Annotated in this window: 20 protein-coding genes and 1 tRNA gene; 12 read left to right on the top strand and 9 right to left on the bottom strand. The window is 36.3% G+C overall.

The window, feature by feature from the left end; translation table 11 throughout:
* Positions 1-80 precede the first annotated feature (80 nt).
* From sirA to ACWM35_RS01185, 5 genes are all read left to right on the top strand, one after another.
* A complete protein-coding gene (gene sirA / locus ACWM35_RS01205) occupies positions 81-521 on the top strand; it encodes a sporulation inhibitor of replication protein SirA (RefSeq protein ID WP_454814681.1) in 441 nt (146 codons plus the stop codon).
* A 76-nt stretch (positions 522-597) separates the two neighbouring features.
* On the top strand, positions 598-819 hold the full coding sequence (locus tag ACWM35_RS01200; protein WP_179602106.1) for a YneF family protein: 222 nt from the start codon (positions 598-600) through the stop codon (positions 817-819).
* Positions 820-1,143: 324 nt separating this feature from the next.
* Positions 1,144-1,344, top strand: a complete 201-nt coding sequence (locus ACWM35_RS01195) for a cold-shock protein (protein ID WP_454814678.1) — start codon at positions 1,144-1,146, stop codon at positions 1,342-1,344.
* Between the two features lie 182 nt (positions 1,345-1,526).
* A complete protein-coding gene (locus ACWM35_RS01190; protein ID WP_454814676.1) occupies positions 1,527-3,278 on the top strand; it encodes an ABC transporter transmembrane domain-containing protein in 1,752 nt (583 codons plus the stop codon).
* 1 nt (position 3,279) lies between these two features.
* The gene (locus ACWM35_RS01185) at positions 3,280-5,073 is read left to right on the top strand and encodes an ABC transporter ATP-binding protein (RefSeq protein WP_454814674.1); all 1,794 of its coding nucleotides are present in this window, start codon (positions 3,280-3,282) and stop codon (positions 5,071-5,073) included.
* Between the two features lie 89 nt (positions 5,074-5,162).
* On the opposite strand, the gene ACWM35_RS01180 is transcribed toward ACWM35_RS01185, so the two are convergent.
* Positions 5,163-5,342, bottom strand: a complete 180-nt coding sequence (locus ACWM35_RS01180) for a Spo0E family sporulation regulatory protein-aspartic acid phosphatase (protein WP_454814672.1) — start codon at positions 5,340-5,342, stop codon at positions 5,163-5,165.
* 262 nt (positions 5,343-5,604) lie between these two features.
* On the opposite strand from ACWM35_RS01180, the gene ACWM35_RS01175 reads away from it, so the two are divergent.
* Together ACWM35_RS01175 and ACWM35_RS01170 are read left to right on the top strand one after the other, a co-directional pair.
* Positions 5,605-6,312 (top strand): cytochrome c biogenesis CcdA family protein, encoded by a 708-nt coding sequence (locus ACWM35_RS01175; RefSeq protein ID WP_454814670.1) that lies wholly within the window; start codon positions 5,605-5,607, stop codon positions 6,310-6,312.
* 76 nt (positions 6,313-6,388) lie between these two features.
* The gene (locus ACWM35_RS01170) at positions 6,389-6,859 is read left to right on the top strand and encodes a CcdC family protein (protein ID WP_454814668.1); all 471 of its coding nucleotides are present in this window, start codon (positions 6,389-6,391) and stop codon (positions 6,857-6,859) included.
* A 74-nt stretch (positions 6,860-6,933) separates the two neighbouring features.
* On the opposite strand, the gene ACWM35_RS01165 is transcribed toward ACWM35_RS01170, so the two are convergent.
* Entirely contained in the window at positions 6,934-7,365 is a 432-nt protein-coding gene (locus ACWM35_RS01165; protein ID WP_454814667.1) for a DUF2621 domain-containing protein, read from the bottom strand.
* A gap of 202 nt (positions 7,366-7,567) precedes the next feature.
* Between ACWM35_RS01165 and ACWM35_RS01160 the strand changes: the two genes are divergently transcribed.
* Positions 7,568-7,664 (top strand) — tRNA-Sec (locus ACWM35_RS01160).
* Between the two features lie 150 nt (positions 7,665-7,814).
* On the opposite strand, the gene ACWM35_RS01155 is transcribed toward ACWM35_RS01160, so the two are convergent.
* Entirely contained in the window at positions 7,815-9,035 is a 1,221-nt protein-coding gene (locus ACWM35_RS01155; RefSeq protein ID WP_454814665.1) for a helix-turn-helix domain-containing protein, read from the bottom strand.
* Positions 9,036-9,476: 441 nt separating this feature from the next.
* On the opposite strand from ACWM35_RS01155, the gene ACWM35_RS01150 reads away from it, so the two are divergent.
* From ACWM35_RS01150 to ACWM35_RS01140, 3 genes are all read left to right on the top strand, one after another.
* Entirely contained in the window at positions 9,477-13,619 is a 4,143-nt protein-coding gene (locus ACWM35_RS01150) for a S8 family serine peptidase (RefSeq protein WP_454814663.1), read from the top strand.
* A gap of 153 nt (positions 13,620-13,772) precedes the next feature.
* Complete coding sequence (locus tag ACWM35_RS01145) at positions 13,773-14,495, top strand: metallophosphoesterase (protein ID WP_454814662.1); 723 nt, start codon at positions 13,773-13,775, stop codon at positions 14,493-14,495.
* A gap of 216 nt (positions 14,496-14,711) precedes the next feature.
* Positions 14,712-15,707 carry an ABC transporter substrate binding protein gene (locus tag ACWM35_RS01140; RefSeq protein ID WP_454814660.1) on the top strand — a complete coding sequence of 332 codons (996 nt, stop codon included), beginning with the start codon at positions 14,712-14,714 and terminating at the stop codon, positions 15,705-15,707.
* A 508-nt stretch (positions 15,708-16,215) separates the two neighbouring features.
* Here ACWM35_RS01140 and ACWM35_RS01135 read toward each other — a convergent pair.
* The 5 genes from ACWM35_RS01135 to ACWM35_RS01115 all read right to left on the bottom strand — a co-directional run bounded on the left by ACWM35_RS01135 (position 16,216) and on the right by ACWM35_RS01115 (position 19,445).
* Positions 16,216-17,016 carry a replicative DNA helicase gene (locus ACWM35_RS01135; protein ID WP_454814658.1) on the bottom strand — a complete coding sequence of 267 codons (801 nt, stop codon included), beginning with the start codon at positions 17,014-17,016 and terminating at the stop codon, positions 16,216-16,218.
* A gap of 92 nt (positions 17,017-17,108) precedes the next feature.
* On the bottom strand, positions 17,109-17,357 hold the full coding sequence (locus ACWM35_RS01130) for a DnaB-like helicase N-terminal domain-containing protein (RefSeq protein WP_454815802.1): 249 nt from the start codon (positions 17,355-17,357) through the stop codon (positions 17,109-17,111).
* Positions 17,296-17,634, bottom strand: a complete 339-nt coding sequence (locus ACWM35_RS01125; RefSeq protein ID WP_454815842.1) for a hypothetical protein — start codon at positions 17,632-17,634, stop codon at positions 17,296-17,298. Before ACWM35_RS01125 ends, ACWM35_RS01130 begins: the two co-directional genes overlap by 62 nt.
* Positions 17,631-18,458, bottom strand: a complete 828-nt coding sequence (locus ACWM35_RS01120; protein ID WP_454814656.1) for a hypothetical protein — start codon at positions 18,456-18,458, stop codon at positions 17,631-17,633. Before ACWM35_RS01120 ends, ACWM35_RS01125 begins: the two co-directional genes overlap by 4 nt.
* A gap of 288 nt (positions 18,459-18,746) precedes the next feature.
* The gene (locus ACWM35_RS01115; RefSeq protein ID WP_454814654.1) at positions 18,747-19,445 is read right to left on the bottom strand and encodes a hypothetical protein; all 699 of its coding nucleotides are present in this window, start codon (positions 19,443-19,445) and stop codon (positions 18,747-18,749) included.
* Positions 19,446-19,776: 331 nt separating this feature from the next.
* Between ACWM35_RS01115 and ACWM35_RS01110 the strand changes: the two genes are divergently transcribed.
* Positions 19,777-19,908 carry a hypothetical protein gene (locus ACWM35_RS01110; RefSeq protein WP_454814652.1) on the top strand — a complete coding sequence of 44 codons (132 nt, stop codon included), beginning with the start codon at positions 19,777-19,779 and terminating at the stop codon, positions 19,906-19,908.
* A gap of 68 nt (positions 19,909-19,976) precedes the next feature.
* On the opposite strand, the gene ACWM35_RS01105 is transcribed toward ACWM35_RS01110, so the two are convergent.
* Complete coding sequence (locus ACWM35_RS01105; RefSeq protein ID WP_454814650.1) at positions 19,977-20,546, bottom strand: biotin transporter BioY; 570 nt, start codon at positions 20,544-20,546, stop codon at positions 19,977-19,979.
* Positions 20,547-20,684: the final 138 nt, after the last annotated feature.

The raw sequence follows: 20,684 nt of genomic DNA, 5'->3' as shown, positions 1-20,684 counted from the left end.
TTTCTGCGTCGTAAGACAAATGTTTTGGAAGTGTTTTTTTATAATGAAAGAAAGTGGATTCAACGAAGGGGAGGAAAGTGGTGAGAAATTATCAGCTTTATTTGATAGAAGATGAATTTGCCGCCCATTACTTCGGAAGAGAGCTTATGTTTTTTCAGCTTTTTCAGGAACACGACAAATCAGATGGTGAGCTTAGATTTATTACAAAAAAACAAATTTCTTATATAACGAAGACTGTAGAGGTATTAAAAATTCATAAATTAATTCAAAAACAGCTTGGGAGGAAGAAAGGGTTCCGTGCTGACCATGGTACATATACGATGGAATTGAGCGGGAAATTAAGTAGGGCTAAATTACAAGTTTTTCAGGATATGATTACCGTTGAAGCGACGGGGACCTATGAAGCTGAGACGATATTTTTTGAAGTACTTCGTAAATGTGAATCCTCGTTTTTGGCATTGGATATGGATCATCAACGATTTGGATGGTTAAAACCGATAAAAGAAAGAAAATATGTTTAATCTTTGCAAGTGAATATTGTATATTCCCGTTTAATTTAGTACACTGTATGATAGACAACATGAAGGAGGAAGTTAAATGGGTACAGGTCTATGGATTCTAGTTGTTATCCTAGCATTAGTAGCTGGTGTAGCTCTAGGATTTTTCATTGCTCGTAAATATATGATGGACTACTTAAAGAAAAATCCGCCAATTAATGAGCAAATGCTAAAAATGATGATGATGCAAATGGGTATGAAGCCTTCTCAAAAGAAGATCAACCAAATGATGTCCGCTATGAATAAGCAACAAGGTAAATAAAATAGGACAAGCACTCATTATAAATGGGTGCTTTTTTTCATTCTTGTTATAGTTTTGTTAGCAGGACTATCGATAGATAATTGGTTACAGTCTAGCAAATTAATCGTACCAAAGACTTAATAAACAAAGTGTGTAATCAGAATTATTATGACATATTTACTGTTATGAAGTGATTTCTTGCTATTAATAATATTAAGTGCTATACTAAGGAAGAATTATTTTTGTTCGGTGTAAAGGATTGTATTAGTAAAACTTTTCGTCTTGATGATCACTGGGAGCAAGGATAGTAATACATTGTGTGAAAACACGCAGGAGGCAACAAAAATGGAAAACGGTAAAGTTAAATGGTTTAATGCAGAAAAAGGTTTCGGATTCATCGAGCGTGAAGGTGGAGAAGACGTATTCGTTCACTTCTCAGCTATCCAAGGCGAAGGTTTTAAATCTTTAGAAGAAGGTCAAGAAGTGACTTTCGATGTTGAGCAAGGTCAACGTGGAGCTCAAGCAGCTAACGTTCGTAAAGCTTAATAACTTCCAACTAAGGCAGACTCTTTATAGAGTCTGTTTTTTTTGCAAAAAAACTGACCGACTCGAATATAATTGCTAACTGTTATAAATATTTCAAAATCTTTATTATTTTATAAAAATTTGGTAAAATGAAACCTCGAGACAAATGGTGTAAATTCCAAAATTATACTCGGGGGAGTTTTATGAAGGTATTTTTAGAGTTAGGCTGGTTTTTTAAACAGGAGAAAAAAGCATACATATCAGGAATCGTTATTTTGATGTTTGTCGCCTTACTGCAGCTGGTTCCGCCGAAGGTCATCGGAATTATTGCAGACCATATTCATAACGGTACTTTGACAAAAAGCGTATTATTTGAATGGATGGGGATTCTCGCAGCTGCAGGCTTAGGGATGTACGGCTTAAGGTTTTTTTGGAGAATCATGATTTTTGGTTCAGCTGTTAAGCTTAGTAAGCTATTAAGGAATCGCCTTTATCATCATTTTACCAATATGTCTCCTTCTTTTTATCAGAAGCGCCGTATTGGCGATTTAATGGCACACGCGACCAATGACCTACAGGCCATACAGCAAACGGCAGGGGTAGGGGTTCTAACATTAGTAGACTCCCTTTCTACTGGAGGCTTTGTCATTTTAGCGATGGCCTTTACAATTAGCTGGAAACTAACATTAATTTGTTTAATTCCGATGCCTTTCATGGCCATGTTGACAAGTTGGTTTGGAACAATGCTTCACCGAACCTTTCACAAGGCCCAGGAAGCATTTTCAGATTTAAATGATAAAACACAGGAGAGTATTACTGGGATTAAAGTCATAAAAACGTTTGGACAGGAAAAGGAAGATATCGAGGCTTTCAGAAAACAATCGGAAGATGTTGTCCAAAAAAACATTGTGGTTGCAAAAATCGATTCCCTTTATGATCCGACAATCGCGATCATCGTCGGAATATCCTTTTTCCTCTCTATCACTTTTGGTTCGAAATTTGTAATGGCAGGCGAGTTAACGATTGGTGAGCTCATTGCTTTCACTACCTATCTTGGTTTATTAATTTGGCCAATGCTGGCTTTTGGCTGGTTGTTCAACATTGTCGAGCGCGGCCGTGCATCCTACGATCGAGTTTCCAATTTACTGCGTGAAAAAGTAGATATTTCCGATAGAGAAAATGCGCTTGACGTCGTGCCAAGTGGTGATATCCACTATAATATCAGTGCGTTTAGCTATCCTGGGGAAAAAGAGCCTACCTTAAAGGATATTTCATGCCTCCTGAACAGAGGCGAGACGCTTGGAATTGTCGGTAAAACAGGTGCCGGTAAAACAACTTTTCTAAAACTTCTAATTCGGGAATTCGAAGGTTATCAAGGAGAAATTGTTTTTGGTGGCAACCCGATACAAGACTATAAGCATGAAAAATTACGTCAGGCGATTGGTTATGTCCCTCAGGATCATTTTTTGTTTTCAGCGACCGTTGCTGAAAATATAGCCTTTGCGAATCCCACCGTATCAATAGAAGAAATCTATGAAGCTGCCAAGCTAGCTAGTATTCATGAAGATATCCTTCAGTTTACCGATGGATATCGAACGATCGTAGGAGAGCGGGGTGTTTCGTTATCGGGAGGTCAGAAACAAAGAATTTCAATTGCCCGAGCCCTGCTGATGGATCCGGAGGTTTTAGTGCTTGACGATTCTTTGTCTGCGGTTGATGCAAAAACAGAAGAGGCAATTCTGTCCTCATTAAGGGAGAATCGTGAAGGGAAAACCACGATTATTACCTCACATCGCTTGAGTGCGATTCAGCACGCTAACATCATACTCGTTCTAGATGAAGGTAAGGTAATTGAAAAAGGTACACATCTAGCACTAATGGAAACAGACGGATGGTATAAGGAAATGTATTTACGTCAGCAACTAGAAGAACTAGTAGAGCATGGGGGGCATTAAGATGGAAGAGTATGCGCAGCTATCCGAAAGAGCGCAGAGAAAGGTCCTCTTTCGGCTGCTTTCTTATACAAAACCGCATAAAAAATCATTAATAATGGCATTTGGACTCCTCTTGTTAACTACGTTAGGAGAATTGGTAGGGCCGTTTTTAGTCAAAATCTTTATTGATGATTATTTGACTCCAGGAAATTTAACTTTTCAACCACTTCTCATTCTTGGTGCCAGCTATTTAGGGATCCAGATCTTGAAATCAATCCTGCTGTTTTTTCAATTAGTGAAATTCCAGGAGATTGCATTAAAAATTATCCAACAACTCCGAATCGATGTTTTCTCAAAAGTTCAGTCTTTAGGTTTAAAGTATTTTGACAAAACACCAGCAGGGAGCATTGTATCAAGGGTAACGAATGATACCGAAGCAATTAAAGATATGTTTGTCACCGTACTGGCTACGTTTATTCAAAGTGGAGTCTTACTTGCCGGTATTTTTATTGCCATGTTTATCTTAGATGTAAAACTTGCTTTGTTCTGTCTCGTTTTCATCCCACTCATTCTTTTTGTCATTGGTTTATATCGAAAGTTGAGCTCGAAATTTTATTTAGATATGCGTGAACGCTTAAGTCAATTAAATGCAAAGCTAAGTGAATCATTGCAGGGAATGAGTATTATCCAGGTGTTTCGCCAGGAAAAGAGACTTCGTAAAGAATTTGAAGCAATAAATGAGCAACATTATCAATCAGGGATGAAGAATATTAAGATTGATGGGCTATTACTACGCCCCGCGGTGGACTTAATTTCAGTTTTAGGCATAATCATTGTTTTAAATTATTTTGGGCTAACCTCACTTGAAACCTCAGTGGAAATCGGTGTACTATATGCCTTTGTTAATTACTTAGAACGCTTCTTTGAACCAGTCAACAATATGATGATGAGGCTTTCCTTATACCAGCAGGCAATTGTTGCCGGCACCCGGGTATTTCGACTTTTAGATAAGGAAGAATTAGCACCTATGCAAAAGGATGGTAATAATCTTTCTATTGAAAAAGGGAAAATTGAGTTTAAAAATTTAACCTTTTCCTACGATGGGAAAAGAGATGTCCTAAAGAATATTTCATTTACCGCAAATCCCGGAGAAACGGTAGCGCTTGTTGGACACACCGGAAGTGGGAAAAGCTCGATCATTAACTTACTGATGCGATTCTATGAATATGAACAAGGTGACATTCTGATTGATGGTGTTTCGATTCGTGATTTTTCTAAGGAAGAACTTAGAGATAAAATGGGGCTAGTCTTGCAGGATCCGTTTTTGTTTTATGGAACTGTCAAAGACAATATTCGCCTACATAACGAAACATTATTAGACGAACAAGTGGAGGAAGCAGCACAATTTGTTCAGGCAGATACATTTATTGAGAAACTTGAAGATGGCTATCATCATAAAGTGGTAGAAAGGGGTTCAACCTTTTCAAGCGGTCAGCGTCAATTAATCGCTTTTGCAAGAACGATTGCGGCCAATCCTAAAATTCTTGTTCTTGATGAAGCAACAGCAAATATCGATACCGAAACAGAAGAAGCAATCCAAACAGCGCTTGCGAAAATGCGGCAGGGTCGGACGACCATTGCAATTGCACATCGGTTATCTACGATACAGGATGCGGAATTGATCCTTGTTTTACACCAGGGAGAAATTGTTGAAAGAGGAACCCATCAAGAGCTCCTTGCATTAGGAGGGTTATATCATAAAATGTTCTTATTACAAAATGGAGCCGCTGAGCGCTTAGAGGATGCAGTCAATTAAATAAAACAAAAAAGCTTGGCTGTAATGCCAGGCTTTAATTTTGCATATCATTATATTATCGATTACGACAAATCGGTCAGTTTGGGCTACTAAAAGTTCACTAATTGGTTACTTTTTTTTATATATCTTCGATTATATTCATTTAATAAATGGTCTAGCTCCTGACTATAGCGAATCGCAATGGAGGAAGTCAAGCCGTTAGTTTGGGCGACCTGAATTAATTCAGCACGCTTTTTTTCTATTAACGTAACTAGGTCTTGTTTAATCACAGCCCAAGTCCTTTCCGGAGTATCCATAAGTTGAGAGATTAATAGGAAATTGTCTACTAATGTTTTACTAGTATAACCTAAGTTGGGAATAAATTCAAAGCAATTTGTAAATAAATATCCAACAAATTGAGGGGGTTATTAGAAAAAATGGAAAGAATTATCTATAAATATTTAGAGTCACAAAATATTCATGTATATTATTAACACTTAAGTCGTGGTTTTGTTAAAATGAAAGGGTATCGACTATATTGGGAGTGTTTATATGACTGATGTTAATATATTTTTAGCTTTAGGTGCGGGGTTTTTAAGCTTTATTTCACCATGCTGTTTACCATTGTACCCAGCTTTTTTATCGTATATTACCGGGATGTCCGTTGGTGAATTAAAAACTGAAAATGCCATGTTGCAAAAACGAAGTCTTCTGCATACGATATTTTTCTTATTAGGGTTTTCGGCGATCTTCGTAGCAATCGGGTTTGGCACTTCCTTTATTGGCAGTTTTTTTCTAGAATATAAAGATTTAATACGCCAGTTGGGCGGCATATTTATTGTTGTATTTGGTTTGATGATCGTTGGTGTTTTTAGTCCTGAGTTTCTCATGAAGGATCGTCGCTTAGAGTTTAAAAACAGACCTTCCGGCTATATTGGTTCTGTCCTGATAGGGATGGCGTTTGCGGCGGGTTGGACTCCTTGTACAGGACCAATTCTAACCTCTGTCATTCTTCTAGCAGGTTCAAACCCAGGTTCAGGCGTGATCTACATGATTGCCTATTCATTAGGATTTGCGATTCCATTTTTAATCATGTCCTTCTTTGTTGGACGGATGCAGTGGATTCGAAGAAACAGTGGCAAGATTATGAAAATTGGTGGATACATTATGATCGTGATGGGGATCGTACTCTTTTTTGATTGGATGACAAAAATCATTTCGATTTTTCAAGGAATGTTTGGCGGCTTCACAGGATTCTAAAGATAGGAATTGATGCCTCGGCTATTTCAGGTATATAATAATTTCTGTGATTATATTTATATAGGGGATGAATCCTATGAACTTCGTTGTTGTTTCTTCAATAGGGGCCGTTTTTATGGGCATCTTTGCTTTATTCATCCGAATGAAAGCAGCAAAGAAACCGACTAACGGATTTAAAATTATTATGCCGCCTTTCTTTATGTCGAGTGGGGCATTGATGTATGTCGTACCGCAATTTAGATTGACTCCATTAGAAATGGCAGAAGCGATTATCTTGGGGATGCTGTTTTCCATTCTGCTGATTAAAACCTCAAAATTTGAGATACGCGACAATGATATTTATCTTAAGCGATCCAAGGCGTTTTTCTATATATTGGCTGGGCTTTTAGTTGTAAGAATAGGGTTGAAATCAATCTTAAGTTCAACCATTGATTTCGGCGAACTTAGCGGAATGTTCTTTTTACTAGCATTTAGTATGATTGTCCCATGGCGGATTGCGATGTATCTTGACTATAAAAAGCTCTATAAAAAGCTTCATAGCATATGAGATGAAAACCACTGTTTTTTCGCAAATCAGTGGTTTTTATTTTCTCAAAATAAAAAACCGCCACAATAGACGGTTTAAAATAAATGCTCGTAAGGAGCGACATCGATTCTATTTTCAAATAACTTTTTACGTAAAAATTTATGATCTCTTTTTGGCGTCGCTTGAATATAACCGCGAATAACAAGATCTTCGGTAATTTTCGGAGCCTTTTCCTTTATGGCAATTTCGCCAATCTTCCCAGCGATTTTATGCTTGGCAACATCACGAAATAATTCAGGCACCGGGCTGACCAAATCATCAAGCAATGCCTTTTCATTGTCACTCCAGAGGTGAAGGGATTCGTTCACGAAATACTCTTCCCAATCCATGGCTGACTTGCCATCTTCCTTAGGCATTCTCTTTAAAAATTTACGAAACATAAAAAAGCCGCCAATGGCCATTGAACCTGCAAATACAAAAATCCATAATAATATAAACCATAAAAACCAACCAGATAGTTGTCCCATTTCATTCACCTTCAAGAAACTATTTTTCACCTTATTATAGTCTGTTTTAAGGTGAAATGACAAGCAATGGGTTAGTAATGGATGTTTTTAAGACAAAGCGACATAGTTGCAAAACTTGTCGAAAAAATGACAATACTGACTACTCTATTGATTTATCACTATAATTCATTGTATTATGGTTACAAATAATATCCTTCCCTACGGGGCTGAATGGGGTACTGGTGTCCCTCATAGTCTTCAAAACTACCTGAGACCTGCGTGCCAGGTCTGGTGGGTTCGATTCCCACACAGTCCCGCCAATTAAATAATACCAATGATTCACTTGAATACTTATTATAAATAGACTGAGACTCTACGTCTTTTTTATTTTCTCCAATAATTAACACTTACAATTACTCTTTTATTTATAAAAAAGGCATGACACTTTATTGGTGGCATGCCTTTTCTATTTAATGATTTATCCATACATGAGCTATTTTCAATGCTTTACCAGTTTTTTTCTGTTGAAAGTAATAATTAAATAATTCTTTTTCGGAACGTTTAATTAAATAAATAAACCCAAATTTTTTAAACAAAGGAAGTGAAAAATCGGATAAGTGTTGATGATATTCTTGTTCTTTATTTTGAATTAAATAACCAAGCAAGGTAAATAGGTTTATATATAATTGTTCATTTATCTTTATAGCTGTTTCTAGTCCTTCGTTTGCCAGTTGTAATAATTCGTCTTTTTGAAGTATCCCCCCATAATAGGCACTTCTTATATAGCCTTCTAATGAAAGTAAGTAAGGGCTTGATCCGTTATTTTTAAGGCTCATTGACTCTTTATAGTATTTATTGGCTGTTTGATAATTTTTTCTTCTATAATATTCAAAAGCTAGGTTGTGTAATACCCTTGCCTTTCGATCAGGTGAATGACAAATTTCACAGCTCTTGATTAAACTTTCAAACCTCTGAATCGTTTCTTTGAAATCACCATCATCTTTTACTTGAATCGCCATCAGCATCTCTGCATCAATCACTCTAAGATAATTATTAATTTCTTTGAAAAATTGACGCGATTTTTCAGCAAAAAAATAAGCCATAACTGGTGATTCATTTAAATGATAGGCTACTGCTAAATGATAGGTATATTCTTTGTTATTGTATTCTGAATCATTAATAGATTTTAATGCTTGCATTGCTTTTAGATTTTCATGAGTAGCTAAATAATAAACACCTAAAACATGTTTAAACAAATTAGCTTCGTAAGTTGATAATTTATCTTCTTTCTTTTTGATTTCAACGATGATGTCATATGCTTCCTCGGTCAAATTATGCATTAATAAATATCTAACACGAAGTAATTTGTAAAGATAGATGTAATCAGAGATTTGAATTAAATCTTCTTGCTCAAGATCATTATTGATAAGATCCATTTCTTCAATTAATTGCATGACAATAACATCATGCCAATGATTTAAACTTTTTTTTATATTTTTAAGTTTTTTTATTTCATTTTCGAGATTAATACCTAGTCGCTCGGCTAGCAGAGTAATAATTTCAGGTGCATATTCAGTATGTAAACGTTCTATTTTACTAATATGGGTTCCAGAACAAATCCCTTTTCCTAATTGCTCTTGAGTCATTTGGTATTTCTCCCGATAAAACTTAATGATTTTCCCCTCATACATATTGAAATTCCCCTTTAGAAAATTATATTTTGATAGTTTTGAGTTTTGGAAAACCACGATTCCCCCAAATTCAATAAATACTTTTTCTATACATGACAAAAAAATGTAATTTTCTAGTAATACAATACTCGAAAATCTATTTAATTCTATAAATTCTGACAATATTCAACAGTGTTATCAGCAAATCTTATAGGAGAAATAGGAAAACTCGTAGAATAATTCCCCCAATTTACCAACATTAAAAGCTCAAGTACAATATGAATGAATAGAGTTATCTAATTATTCACACTCTTATTTTACACTATGTTTCTTTAGGGGGGAAAGCGATGCTCATAGGAATATGTAATCATTTTATGAAGGAAAACATAAAAGATTATTATTTTTAGAAAGTAATAGTAAAAACTTTAGCTGAAATTAAATGAGTTGAAGGAGCGTAGTTTTATGACAATTAGCAAGAAACGATTACTAAAGGTTATGGTAACGGGAGTAGTAGCATCCAGCCTACTTACATCATATTTAATGCCTCAACAAAAATCTTATGCTATCTCAAAATCTGCTGAATCGATCTTAAAAGAGTTATCTGAAGAACAGCGACAGTCTATAAAACAATTAACTCCACAAGAAGGATTTGTCATTGATCCAAGTTTATTGTCACTAAAAGATAAAACTGCCAATATCATTGTTGAGTTCAAAACAGCTCCTGTTGAAAATGCTCAAGAATCTAAATCAAAAGGTACATCGAATGGTAAGGACGAAAAGATAAAAGGGGAACAAGAATATTTCAAGCAGCGTTTAGAAGAACTTTTTAAGAACAAGAAAGAGTTAAACCAAACATTAAAAGAAAATCCAATTCAATATGAAATCAAACAAACTTATCAGAAAGTATTTAATGGAATGGCAATGACAATTCCTACAAGTGAAATTAATACCTTACTTGAGACTGGTGTTGTTAAAAGGATTTGGAAAGACAATGTCGTTAGATTACCGATAAATGAAACATCAGCTACACAAGAGCCAACAACTGGAAAAGTAATTCCGCCAGCGCTTCCACATATAGGAGTTGATCGTTTACATAATGAGGGCCTAAAAGGGCAAGGAATAAAAGTTGGAGTACTGGATACAGGGATTGACTATAATCATCCTGATTTAAAAGATGTTTATAAAGGCGGATATGATTTTGTTGAAAATGACTCTGATCCGATGGAAACAACTAGAGAGCAATGGTTGGCATCTGGTCAACCTGAAACGATTAATGGAAGTTCTTACTATACTGAACACGGAACTCATGTTGCTGGTACCATCGCTTCAAACCCCAAAAATGATGTTGAATTTGCCATGACGGGTGTGGCACCGAAAGTTGATTTGTATGCCTATCGAGTATTAGGAGAATATGGTTCAGGCAATGATTCATCTGTTATTGCAGGTATAGAAAGATCGGTTGAAGATGGGATGGATGTTATTAATCTATCATTAGGTAATAATAATAATCATTCCTTAGACGCAACATCTGTAGCGATCAACAATGCAGCATTAAGAGGAGTCATACCGGTTATAGCTGGAGGAAATGCAGGGCCAAATCCTGGAACGTTAGGTTCTCCAGGTGCTTCTCCCCTAGCAATCACGGTTGGTGCGAGTGATGTACCGACTGATATTCCAACTGTTAAAACAAGTTTAGCAGATATTACAGTTCAAAATACATTAATGGGGCATGGACTTGGTAAGGATTATCTACAGTTAATGGATAATGAGTATGAGGTTATTGAAGTAGGAATTGGCACAGAAGAGGACTATACGGACAAAAACGTGAATGGGAAAGTGGCATTGATTTCTCGTGGTACGATTTCATTTGATGAAAAAATTCGACGTGCTTACGAAAAAGGTGCTGTAGCGGTATTAATTTATAATGATACCGATGGAGAGATTCCAATTTTCTTAGGTGAAAATCATGGTTATGTCCCAACATTTAAAATGGTACATGCAGATGGGGTTAAACTTTCAGAAAAATTAAAAGCAGATCCTACAGCTAAACTTAAATTTACAGACATACAGTCAAATATGACTACAGGTGATGTGTTAGCTGATTTTAGCTCGCGTGGGCCAGTTAGTAATAACTTTGATATTAAGCCAGATGTAGTAGCGCCTGGGGTATCTACATTCTCTACAGTTCCAGAATTTATTAATAGTCCTGAAGAGGGCGTCGATTATTCAAGTAGTTATGCGAGTTTAAGTGGAACATCGATGGCAACACCTCATGTTGCCGGAGCTGTAGCTTTATTATTACAATCACATCCAGAATATACAGTAGGAGATGTAAAAGCTGCGCTTATGAATACGGCTGATCCTTTAAAAGGTCGTCCATACAATGTGAATGAAGTTGGAGCAGGACGAGTCGATGCATATGAGGCAGTTCACAATACAACGTTATTTGAAGTGCAAAATAAGACAACTACCCTAGATGAAAAGGGATTAAAAATAGAGATTGATGATATCTCAGGATCACTGCCTTTTGGCAGTATTACACAATCAAGTGAGACTCAAAATAGAACAACGTCGATTTCTATTAAAAATTTAAGTAGTGAACTAGAAACCTATCATACGAGAATAGAATTCTTAACGATCGGTGGTGTCTCAAAGGATGCTGCACAGAGTGGTGTCACGCTTCAATTACCAACTACGATTAATGTGAATGGAAATGAAACTAAAAATGTGAATGCAGAAATTTCCATTCCAGCTAATGCAGAGTTTGGCATATATGAGGGATATATTTATATTGAAAATGAGTCAAAAACGGCAGAATATCAAATTCCTTTCCATGTTCGTTATTCAAAACCCGGATTCGAAAAAGTAACATTTAATAAACATGCTATTACCAATGACCTAAGTAACTTCCATCCATATATCCAGCCGTTTACACCAGTCGATTTCAGGTTAAATAGCCATATGAAAACGATTGACGTTGTTGTTAGCGATCTAGATGGAAATCCGATTGGATATTATGGCACGTTTAATTTAGAAAATGCAGCAGTTGATACGGATTACTTTATTTTCTTCGGATTTTCAGGTGAAGTAAAACGTTTTACAGGTGATCCCAATAAACCTTTAGCACAAGAATATGAATCACTTCAAGAAGGGAAATACATTGTTTCTTATATTGGGACAGGGGTAGATGGAAAAACATATAAAATCGATAATGACATGGTGATCGATAATACCGCTCCAACACTGGAATTTGATAAGAAAACAGGAATCCAAGAACTTGCAAGTTCAGATTTAACAACTGAGAGTTATGACGGACAAGATTATACAGCCTATTGGGTGCATGGAAAATTGTATGATGATACGATTGATTATTTAAAAAGTAGAGGTCATGACATCACTCAAGAGGCAAATACCGCGTATGCTTATCAAGATTCTTTTTGGCCGACAGCTCAATTTTTCCCAAATGCAAATGGTGAATTTAAATTTGGTGTCCTGCCGGAAGAATATGAAAACCATCCAACAAATGTAAGAATTTATACGCATGATTACGCTACGGCAGGGAATCCGATATTCCCAGAGTTTACATTTATAAATAAAGGAGATAAATATGCTGTTATAAAAAACAATACAAAAGCTGTAAGTCTTGGATCGGAGTTTGTAAATACCTTTACAGTTCAAAACGCCAAAGATTTAACAAGTGCATCTTTAACAATCGATGTTCCAAATTTCTATAAAGTTACAGATGTTAAGCCATCAAAACAACTAGTGGATCTTGCAAAGAAAAATAATTGGACTGTTAATGTCGCTAAGCCGCAAATTACTGAAAGCACATGGTCTAATATGACAGCATTTGCAGTAGATATTTCAGACAAAAAGACACAATTACCAGTTTCCATTCATAATGATATTGATTTATTGGATATCACATTAAAAGTAGTCGATGACCATAATTACATGGTAGAAAGTTCATTCAATTATCAAGAATCATCTTATCAAACAAGCTCTGGTAATAAAACTTCTTTACCAACTTTTGCTGAAAGGTTTAAATTCATCTCTCAGCACTCCTGGGTAGAAGGCTACTACCATGGGGAAGCAGTTAACTTAGACAACTATGATTTAGATTATTCAAAAATTGGTACAAAAGCATATCTAGTAGATAAAAAAGGGAAAAAGTACCGAGCTGATATTTCAAATAGAGGGTATATGACGTTTAAGGATATTCCTGCAACGAAAGATGACTATACGTTAATAGTAGATATTCCTGGTCATTTCCTCTACAGTAAAAAGTTAACATTAAGCAGAACGATCGATGGAAAAGTTCAAGGTAATTTCTATACTGTTTATACGGATACAGCAGCTGCTGGGGATGTCAATGGAGATCATGTTATTGATATTTATGATGCAAAGCTTGTAGCAAATAGTGCTGGAGAAACAGGAGATAAACTAAAAGCAGATTTAAATAAAGACGGGATCGTAGATATCGTAGATTTCAACTATGTTGAAAAGAACTTTCTGTCGATCAATCCATACTTCCCAACATCAAATAAGCCAGTTGAAAAAACGAAGGATTTATCAATAGAAGAATTGAAAAAAAGATTTAATTAATAAAATTTTCCGGTTATCAAAACAAAAAAATCTATTCATTCCGTTTAATTAACAAAAGTCCTCTCAATCATATGGAGGACTTTTTTTCTTGGAGGAATTAAAGCCGTTTTGTTGAAATAAAAAATAACGATGGAAGATGAGGGGGTGTTTCGGTTGAGGCGTATCGTGATTTCGGATATTCATGGTTGTGTAAAGGAGCTAGAACAGTTGCTACAAAAAACAAAAGCTCGACCGGAGGAAGTTGTATTTTTAGGTGACTATGTAGACTCTGGCCCTGATAGTGTTGAAGTTTTAGAGATTGTTAGTGAATTGTGCAATCAGGGGGCAACGGCTTTATTAGGTAACCATGACGAGTTATTTTTAAAATGGCTAGATGATAAGGAGATCATTTACTATTATGGAAAGATAGGCGGAGTGGCGACGATTAATAGTTGTTTAAAGAGACTAGGAATGGATGAGATTGAATACTCTCAATTGCTTTACGACGAAAGTAAAGAAAAGGAAATAAGAAATAAAATTCTAGAGAGTTTCCATGCACAGATTTCTTTCCTACGCAAGCTTCCCTTATATAAAAAGGAAGGAGATCTCATCTTTGTTCATGCTGGAATTAATCCAAAAAAGGGGCTGGATTTGACGACAAAAGTAGAGTTTCTCAATCTCCGGGACGAATTTATTTATGAGTATCATAAACAAGAAACGGTTATTTTCGGACATACACCAACTCGAAGAATTCATCAGCAAAACGATGTTTATTTCGGCCAAAACCGCGTCATCGGGATTGATGGAGGTTGCGCATTTAGAGGCCAGTTAAATGCATTAATCATCAACAATGGTGAGTTTAGTTCAACATCTATATTAAAAATAGAAGAAAGCTAACTAAATATTATAGCTTTCTAACTTACATGCTAGAAGCTGCTCAAGGTAGGCAGCTTCTTTACTTTGTTGTGGAAAAAAATCTTTTTTGCAAAATAGTGTTGTACACAATCGCTTCAACGTGTTAAAATCTGAATATTATTAATTTTATGTCAAATAATCTATCATAACAGCAAGAATATACATAATAGGTTAGTTGAATTAAATGGGGGACTACAAATGAAAAAGAGTTTAGTAATAATGTTGTGTGGATTGCTAGTACTGCTTTCTGCATGTGGAGGAGCTAGCAAGGAAACGAGTGGTGGGAAAGAGGAAAAAGAAGTAAAAATCGGGATTACTCAACTTGTTGAACACCCATCTTTAGACGCGGCTCGTGAGGGTTTTATTGAGGCCTTAAAGGATGCTGGCTATGAAGATGGTAAAAATTTAAAGCTCGATTACCAAAACGCCCAGGGTGACATGAACAATAATCTGACAATAGCTCAAAAATTGGTTGGAGACAAGAATGATCTTATATTGGCTATCGCTACTCCAAGCGCTCAGGCGGTGGTAAAATCAACGAAGGAAATCCCATTATTGTTTACAGCTATTACCGATCCGGTAGGTGCTGAGCTTGTCCAAAGTTTGGAAAAGCCTGGTGGTAATGTGACAGGCACATCTGATACACACCCAGACGCAATAAAGAATACGATTGCTGCGATTAAAAAATTTGTACCCGATGCCAAGAAGGTAGGCATCATCTATAATAACGGTGAACCAAACTCTGTTGTAAATGTTAAAAACGCGAAGAAAGCTCTGGAAGCAGAAGGGTTAGAAGCAGTTGAAACAACAATAACTACTGGTTCCGAAGTAAAGCAGGCAGCCGAGTCATTGATTGGACGTGCCGATGTATTTTACATTCCAAAGGACAACACTGTTGTTGCTGCCTTAGAATCGGTGATTACAGTAGCGAATGCTCAAGATATCCCAACGTTTGTCGGGGAAGGGGATTCAGTTAAACGAGGAACCTTTGCATCCTATGGTTTAGATTATCATGACTTAGGCTATGCAACTGGTAAAATGGCTGTGGAAATTCTAAAAGGGAAAAAACCAAGCGAAATTCCAGTTGGCTTCCCGGAAAATCTTGAACTGATGATCAACAAGAAAGCCGCACAGGAGGAAGGTATCACCTTAACGGATGAGATGCTAAAAGATGCGAAGATAGTGGGAGAATGATTAAAACCATGATCGATAACCTGCCAATTACAAGGCAGGTTATTCGTTTTCATAATATTGTAAATATTAATTGATTTTGTAAACGCTTTCAAATATAATGTGAATAGGTCAAAGCAAATGGACATATTAATTAACAGAGTTGGTTGTCCTGACCTTAAATATTAACAGACTATCAAAATAGCTTTCGAAGACAACTTAGCACATTCCAACAAGTTTCAAGGATGTTAATTTGTACGAGGAGAGGGGAATTTGATATGTGTAGCGTGTTAGGCAATTTGTTTAAAAGTTATGGTAATCTATTTTCTAAGGTAAAAGTGGATTACAGAGAATTAACGGACGAGGAACAATGGGAAGAGATTGCAAGGTCTTTTAAATTTTAGGCAAAGTATAAATAAATGGTTAAAAGCGATTCTTAACAAAGGATCGCTTTTTTTCATGTTTGCTAAGCAAGGGGATAGCGCTGCTTTTATTAACCCGATAATTGGTACGGTACAGATAATATCATAGCCTAACAAAATCGACTATAGTTCTTCTCAAACGCCAATTTAATAACTCCCACTGGTCCGTTTCGATGCTTGGCTATATTCACGTTAATCTGCTCACTCTTTTCTGAATTCACTTGATCAAACTCATCCCGACTTAATAGCATAATCACATCTGCATCCTGTTCAATACTACCGGAATCACGTAAGTCTGACATCACTGGTCGTTTATCCATCCGCTGTTCTACGCCTCTGGATAACTGGGACAATAGGATGATCGGTACTTCATATTGCCTCGCAATTTGCTTTAATTCCCGTGTTATATTACCTACCGCCAAGTCATGGCGTTCAAATCGCTTCGTTTGGGTAATGAGCTGTAAATAATCAATGATTACAAGGTGATTGCCATCCGGGTGCTCCCGTTTCGTCTTTTGGATCGCAGCTCGAATATCAGCAACGGTTTGCCGCGGTTCATCGTGGATATGCAAATTCCAATTATCCAAAAGTCCAACCGCATGGACAGCCCGTTCATAGTCATTCCCGTTGAAATAGCGGTAAGAATTTTTCCATTTGGAGCCGTCTACATTGGAAATATCACTCAGCAACCGTTTGATTAACTGTTTTGAAGGCATTTCTAACGAAAAGAAATCAACGGTACCGCCGTCCTTGCAGCAATTTTTTGCTAGATTAAGAGCCAGAGCGGTCTTGCCAACCGATGGACGTGCTGCGATAATAATCAAATCCCCATTCTGCAGTCCATTGAGCATTCCATTCAGCAGGGGGAAACCAGTATCGACCCCTGAAAATTCTCCTTTGTCCTCGACCATTTCATCATACACTTCGTATAATACATCTCTTTTAGTTTTGTGGTTTATTTTCCCTAAATCCTGCAAATCTATATAGGTTTTATAAAATTCATCTACCCGGCGTTTCCCAATTGCTTAACCATCATGAGAGGATCAATCGGCTTGTTCTGTTTTTCCAGCTCCCGCATTGCTTGAAAAAGGAGCTGGTTTCTTTTTTGTGAAAAATGGCATGGCTCTAACGTAATTTCATGAATCAGTTCCGGAGCGAGAAAGATTGCACCTAAAAGGACGCCTTCTGCTTCAAACAGATTTTCTTGTTGAATATTCAATGATCCAGTGAGGTAGTGGTATTCGTTTGGCATGGCTAGATTCGTGCTCAATTCTCTCCCGTCCTTCCTTTATCCATTTCTCTAACGTTTCTGGAAAATCATTTTCTTCATCAGGGAAAACAGCTATATCAGCAATCATCGGAGGAAAAGGACTTTTTCTAATGTGGTTTTTCAGTTTTCCTAACACCTTTTCATGGTCCATATCAAAGCAAAATTCGAACCATTGCTGAATGGTTTCGTCCTTGATAATGAAGTTGGAATAAACTGATTCAATGAGTACTAATAGTTTGAGTACCTCTTCCTTGGTCATTTTGATTCCTCCTGTAAGATAATTTTCCCTTCCTGAATCATCCTTTCCACCCGTTCAGCCATAGACTCTTTCTTTGTTTTTTTTGGATTTTTCTCTGCCTCTAATTTTGTCCTTATCGCCTTTTCGCAATACAATGGGCTGGTAATATTTCTGTTTGGATTCTTCATTTGATAATCATGGAAGATATCCACTATCCAAGTTTCTAACTGTTCCGTTTTCTGAGGAAGCTGACAAATACGTTCAATCGCTAATTGATCTTTTGGACTCAAAAATATTCCATTGTTTCGTAAAGCAATAAATTGTTTGGAAATCCTTTTGATTCGGATTTCCATCCAGTTTTCAGGTTCAGGGTGATCATCAGTATTTTTTATAGTCTTAAATTCTTGAGTTCTTTTATATGGTTCCAGTTCTGTTTTGTTATCGTTCTGAGAGTGTTCCACTTCCGTTTCGCGAAACGGAGGGCAAAAAAAATCACCTGATCCGTCCAAACATGTAAGGTCATCGGAATTGATCACGGTAAAAAGTGTGCCTAAAGGTGTTTCTTCAGCTTTCAGCAGTCCTTTTTTTACAAGTTTGTCGACTGCACGCTTTACGGTGCTCTTAGCTAGTGGCTTTTTCGCTCTTCCTTCTATGTACATCAAATCCTCACCTAACTGGGAGTAAGCTCTTAAATACTGGCCCTTTGTTAACTTCATCCCATTCAAAACAATTCCATCATCGTAAGCCGCTTTCATTAAGATCCAAACATACAGCCGGAAAGCCGTAACGTTAAACCATAATTCATCATTGGTAAATTGCTTCGTCAATTTTACCCAGCCAGCCATCTAATCATCTCCTATAAATATTCTCACTCCTTATATAGAGAAAAGAAGGGTAAAAGGACAGGTTCAGGGGGAAATTTTTTGTATAAATTGCAGGAGAAAAAAGCAAAAAGACTTAACCGCCTTGGTTAAGTCTATATATGAAATGGATAAGGTACTTGTCTAATCGTCTATTTAAAATCCTTTCTATGTTTTTTTCGAATATATTTTATCGAAAAGGATTAGCCATTTAATCCTTTGTTTTCGATTTTTTTACTTATATGAAGTTGTCTTTTCTTATTGGTTGTTCTATTAACCTCCCCTCATGATCAAAATGGTTTGGTTATGATCACCTGGACCGATAAAATCTAATGCGGCAGGAGAGAAGACTTTAACTTTTCTCTTAACTCCCTCCAAAAGTATTCGGATTGGCTCAAGAACTAGATGATTCTCAAAGATATTGCCTCCAGAGAATATCTTCTTTTTGATTCTCCTTACGTATTGAGCCTTATTTTTCGTTTTTACCGAGATCACTAAAACAGGCTCTTTTGCTTCCTCATGAGGGTGTCGTGAAACTGGCACTGTCAGTAACACTTCTTCCTTGATGGAAGCTACGATTCCAATTTCACTTTCATTTAACAACAGGACGAAGTCATGTCCTGTATTTGTTTTCTTTTGGACAATCGCCACCTCATCTGAGATACATGTGACGAAATCTTCGGATTCGTTCTTGTAGGAGTCTAGTGAGGTTTCTTTTTTCTTGATGACTCGAAAGAATGCTTTTGCTCCAATTTCTTCATCTGTAAAGTCAAAGGGACTTATACTGTTTGTCCGGACAAAGTATAATTTATTTACCTTTTCTTTACTGTTTAATTGGATACATAAAGCAACATCTTCTTTCACCGCCTTTCCCTCATCGTTCGAGAGTTTGGGGACATTCATGTTCATTCCTGGAAATTGAACGAAAATGTAGCTGAAGTTTTTCCTAAGCTGTACATCCAGAAGTCTCATAAACTCACAACCTTTCCGATTTGTTTACAAGGTTTATGCCCTTGTAGGGGTATAATTTCAATATCCTAACTTTACTTTCCTGTATGATATGAAAAGTTTTCATCGTCACTTTCTTTTGAAATGTGATGGTTCCTCTCTTTTGTTGAGTAATTATGAGCAAATCTACTATCGAAAAACAGAGATTTGTCGTTTCATTCTCTAAGTTTTTAAAGCTCTCATAAAATTTTTATATAAATATTTTACAGATTCAATATGATTATTTATAATATATGTAAATTACACATATGAGTGGTGGTTTAGATTCTGTTAATTTTGGAATGGAGGGATTTATGTGAGTGAGCAAGAAGAAATGTTGATTTATAAAACTACAAATATATTAAAGAAGGATACAAGTATGATGAAGTTAAACGATATCATCGAGGAATTGGTTTGTATCATTGAATCAAAAAATGAGGTTGAATGAAAAAATCCAAGTGAGAATTATGTTTCTCACTTGGATTTTTTAACTTCATTATTAATTATCGTTCAAATTCAGATAGATACTTTTTGAGGTTCAGCTAACAGTTTTGCTGATACAAGCCTTTTGTAGACCGAAATACCAATCCAGGATGCTAAAAAAGCTTTAATCAAACCAACAATAATAAAAGGCAAAAATCCTGAAGCAAAGGCAGCTGTCCAAGTCATTTCAGCTGCATATTTTAGCCAAACAGTCCCAAAGGACAAGGTAACAAGCATCCCGATTGTATTAGCAATCATACCATTGAAAACAGTGAAGTTCGTTTTTTCTAAATAAAGACCAGTTAAAAAGGCTGCAGGGATAAATCCAATAATAAAACCTCCAGTAGGACCAACAATGACACCAAATCCACCCGACATTCCGCTGAAAACTGGAATCCCAATCGCTCCGATAAGAGCGTATAAAATAACTGAAAAAGTCCCATATCTTGAGCCCAAAATAGTCGCTGCTAAACCTACGGCAAGTGTTTGTCCTGTTATCGGAACAAGTGGTAATGGAATGGTAATTTGAGCCAAAATACCAATTATGGCAGCAAATAAAGCACTTATAATCCACATTTTTAATTGATTGCGTGTTTGAAACATATGATCACTACCCCCTTTGTTTTATGTTAACTAAATTTATGTATCGGTTAACAAATAAAGTATAAAATGTTTACCAAACCATTGTCAAACTAATTTTTATGATGAAATCATTTATTTTACTAAGAAAATTCCATTTAC

Source organism: Neobacillus sp. K501, from assembly GCF_053749995.1.
This window is presented reverse-complemented; position numbering and strand designations above follow the sequence as displayed.

Bases quoted from the DNA above. Each gene is read 5' to 3' on its own strand.
- ACWM35_RS01200 (WP_179602106.1), top strand. From the start codon at position 598: ATGGGTACAGGTCTATGGATTCTAGTTGTTATCCTAGCATTAGTAGCT.
- ACWM35_RS01195 (WP_454814678.1), top strand. From the start codon at position 1,144: ATGGAAAACGGTAAAGTTAAATGGTTTAATGCAGAAAAAGGTTTCGGA.
- ACWM35_RS01190 (WP_454814676.1), top strand. From the start codon at position 1,527: ATGAAGGTATTTTTAGAGTTAGGCTGGTTTTTTAAACAGGAGAAAAAA.
- ACWM35_RS01185 (WP_454814674.1), top strand. From the start codon at position 3,280: ATGGAAGAGTATGCGCAGCTATCCGAAAGAGCGCAGAGAAAGGTCCTC.
- ACWM35_RS01175 (WP_454814670.1), top strand. From the start codon at position 5,605: ATGACTGATGTTAATATATTTTTAGCTTTAGGTGCGGGGTTTTTAAGC.
- ACWM35_RS01170 (WP_454814668.1), top strand. From the start codon at position 6,389: ATGAACTTCGTTGTTGTTTCTTCAATAGGGGCCGTTTTTATGGGCATC.
- ACWM35_RS01165 (WP_454814667.1), bottom strand. From the start codon at position 7,365: ATGGGACAACTATCTGGTTGGTTTTTATGGTTTATATTATTATGGATT.
- ACWM35_RS01155 (WP_454814665.1), bottom strand. From the start codon at position 9,035: ATGTATGAGGGGAAAATCATTAAGTTTTATCGGGAGAAATACCAAATG.
- ACWM35_RS01150 (WP_454814663.1), top strand. From the start codon at position 9,477: ATGACAATTAGCAAGAAACGATTACTAAAGGTTATGGTAACGGGAGTA.
- ACWM35_RS01140 (WP_454814660.1), top strand. From the start codon at position 14,712: ATGAAAAAGAGTTTAGTAATAATGTTGTGTGGATTGCTAGTACTGCTT.
- ACWM35_RS01135 (WP_454814658.1), bottom strand. From the start codon at position 17,016: ATGGTCGAGGACAAAGGAGAATTTTCAGGGGTCGATACTGGTTTCCCC.
- ACWM35_RS01130 (WP_454815802.1), bottom strand. From the start codon at position 17,357: ATGCCAAACGAATACCACTACCTCACTGGATCATTGAATATTCAACAA.
- ACWM35_RS01125 (WP_454815842.1), bottom strand. From the start codon at position 17,634: ATGACCAAGGAAGAGGTACTCAAACTATTAGTACTCATTGAATCAGTT.
- ACWM35_RS01120 (WP_454814656.1), bottom strand. From the start codon at position 18,458: ATGGCTGGCTGGGTAAAATTGACGAAGCAATTTACCAATGATGAATTA.
- ACWM35_RS01115 (WP_454814654.1), bottom strand. From the start codon at position 19,445: ATGAGACTTCTGGATGTACAGCTTAGGAAAAACTTCAGCTACATTTTC.
- ACWM35_RS01105 (WP_454814650.1), bottom strand. From the start codon at position 20,546: ATGTTTCAAACACGCAATCAATTAAAAATGTGGATTATAAGTGCTTTA.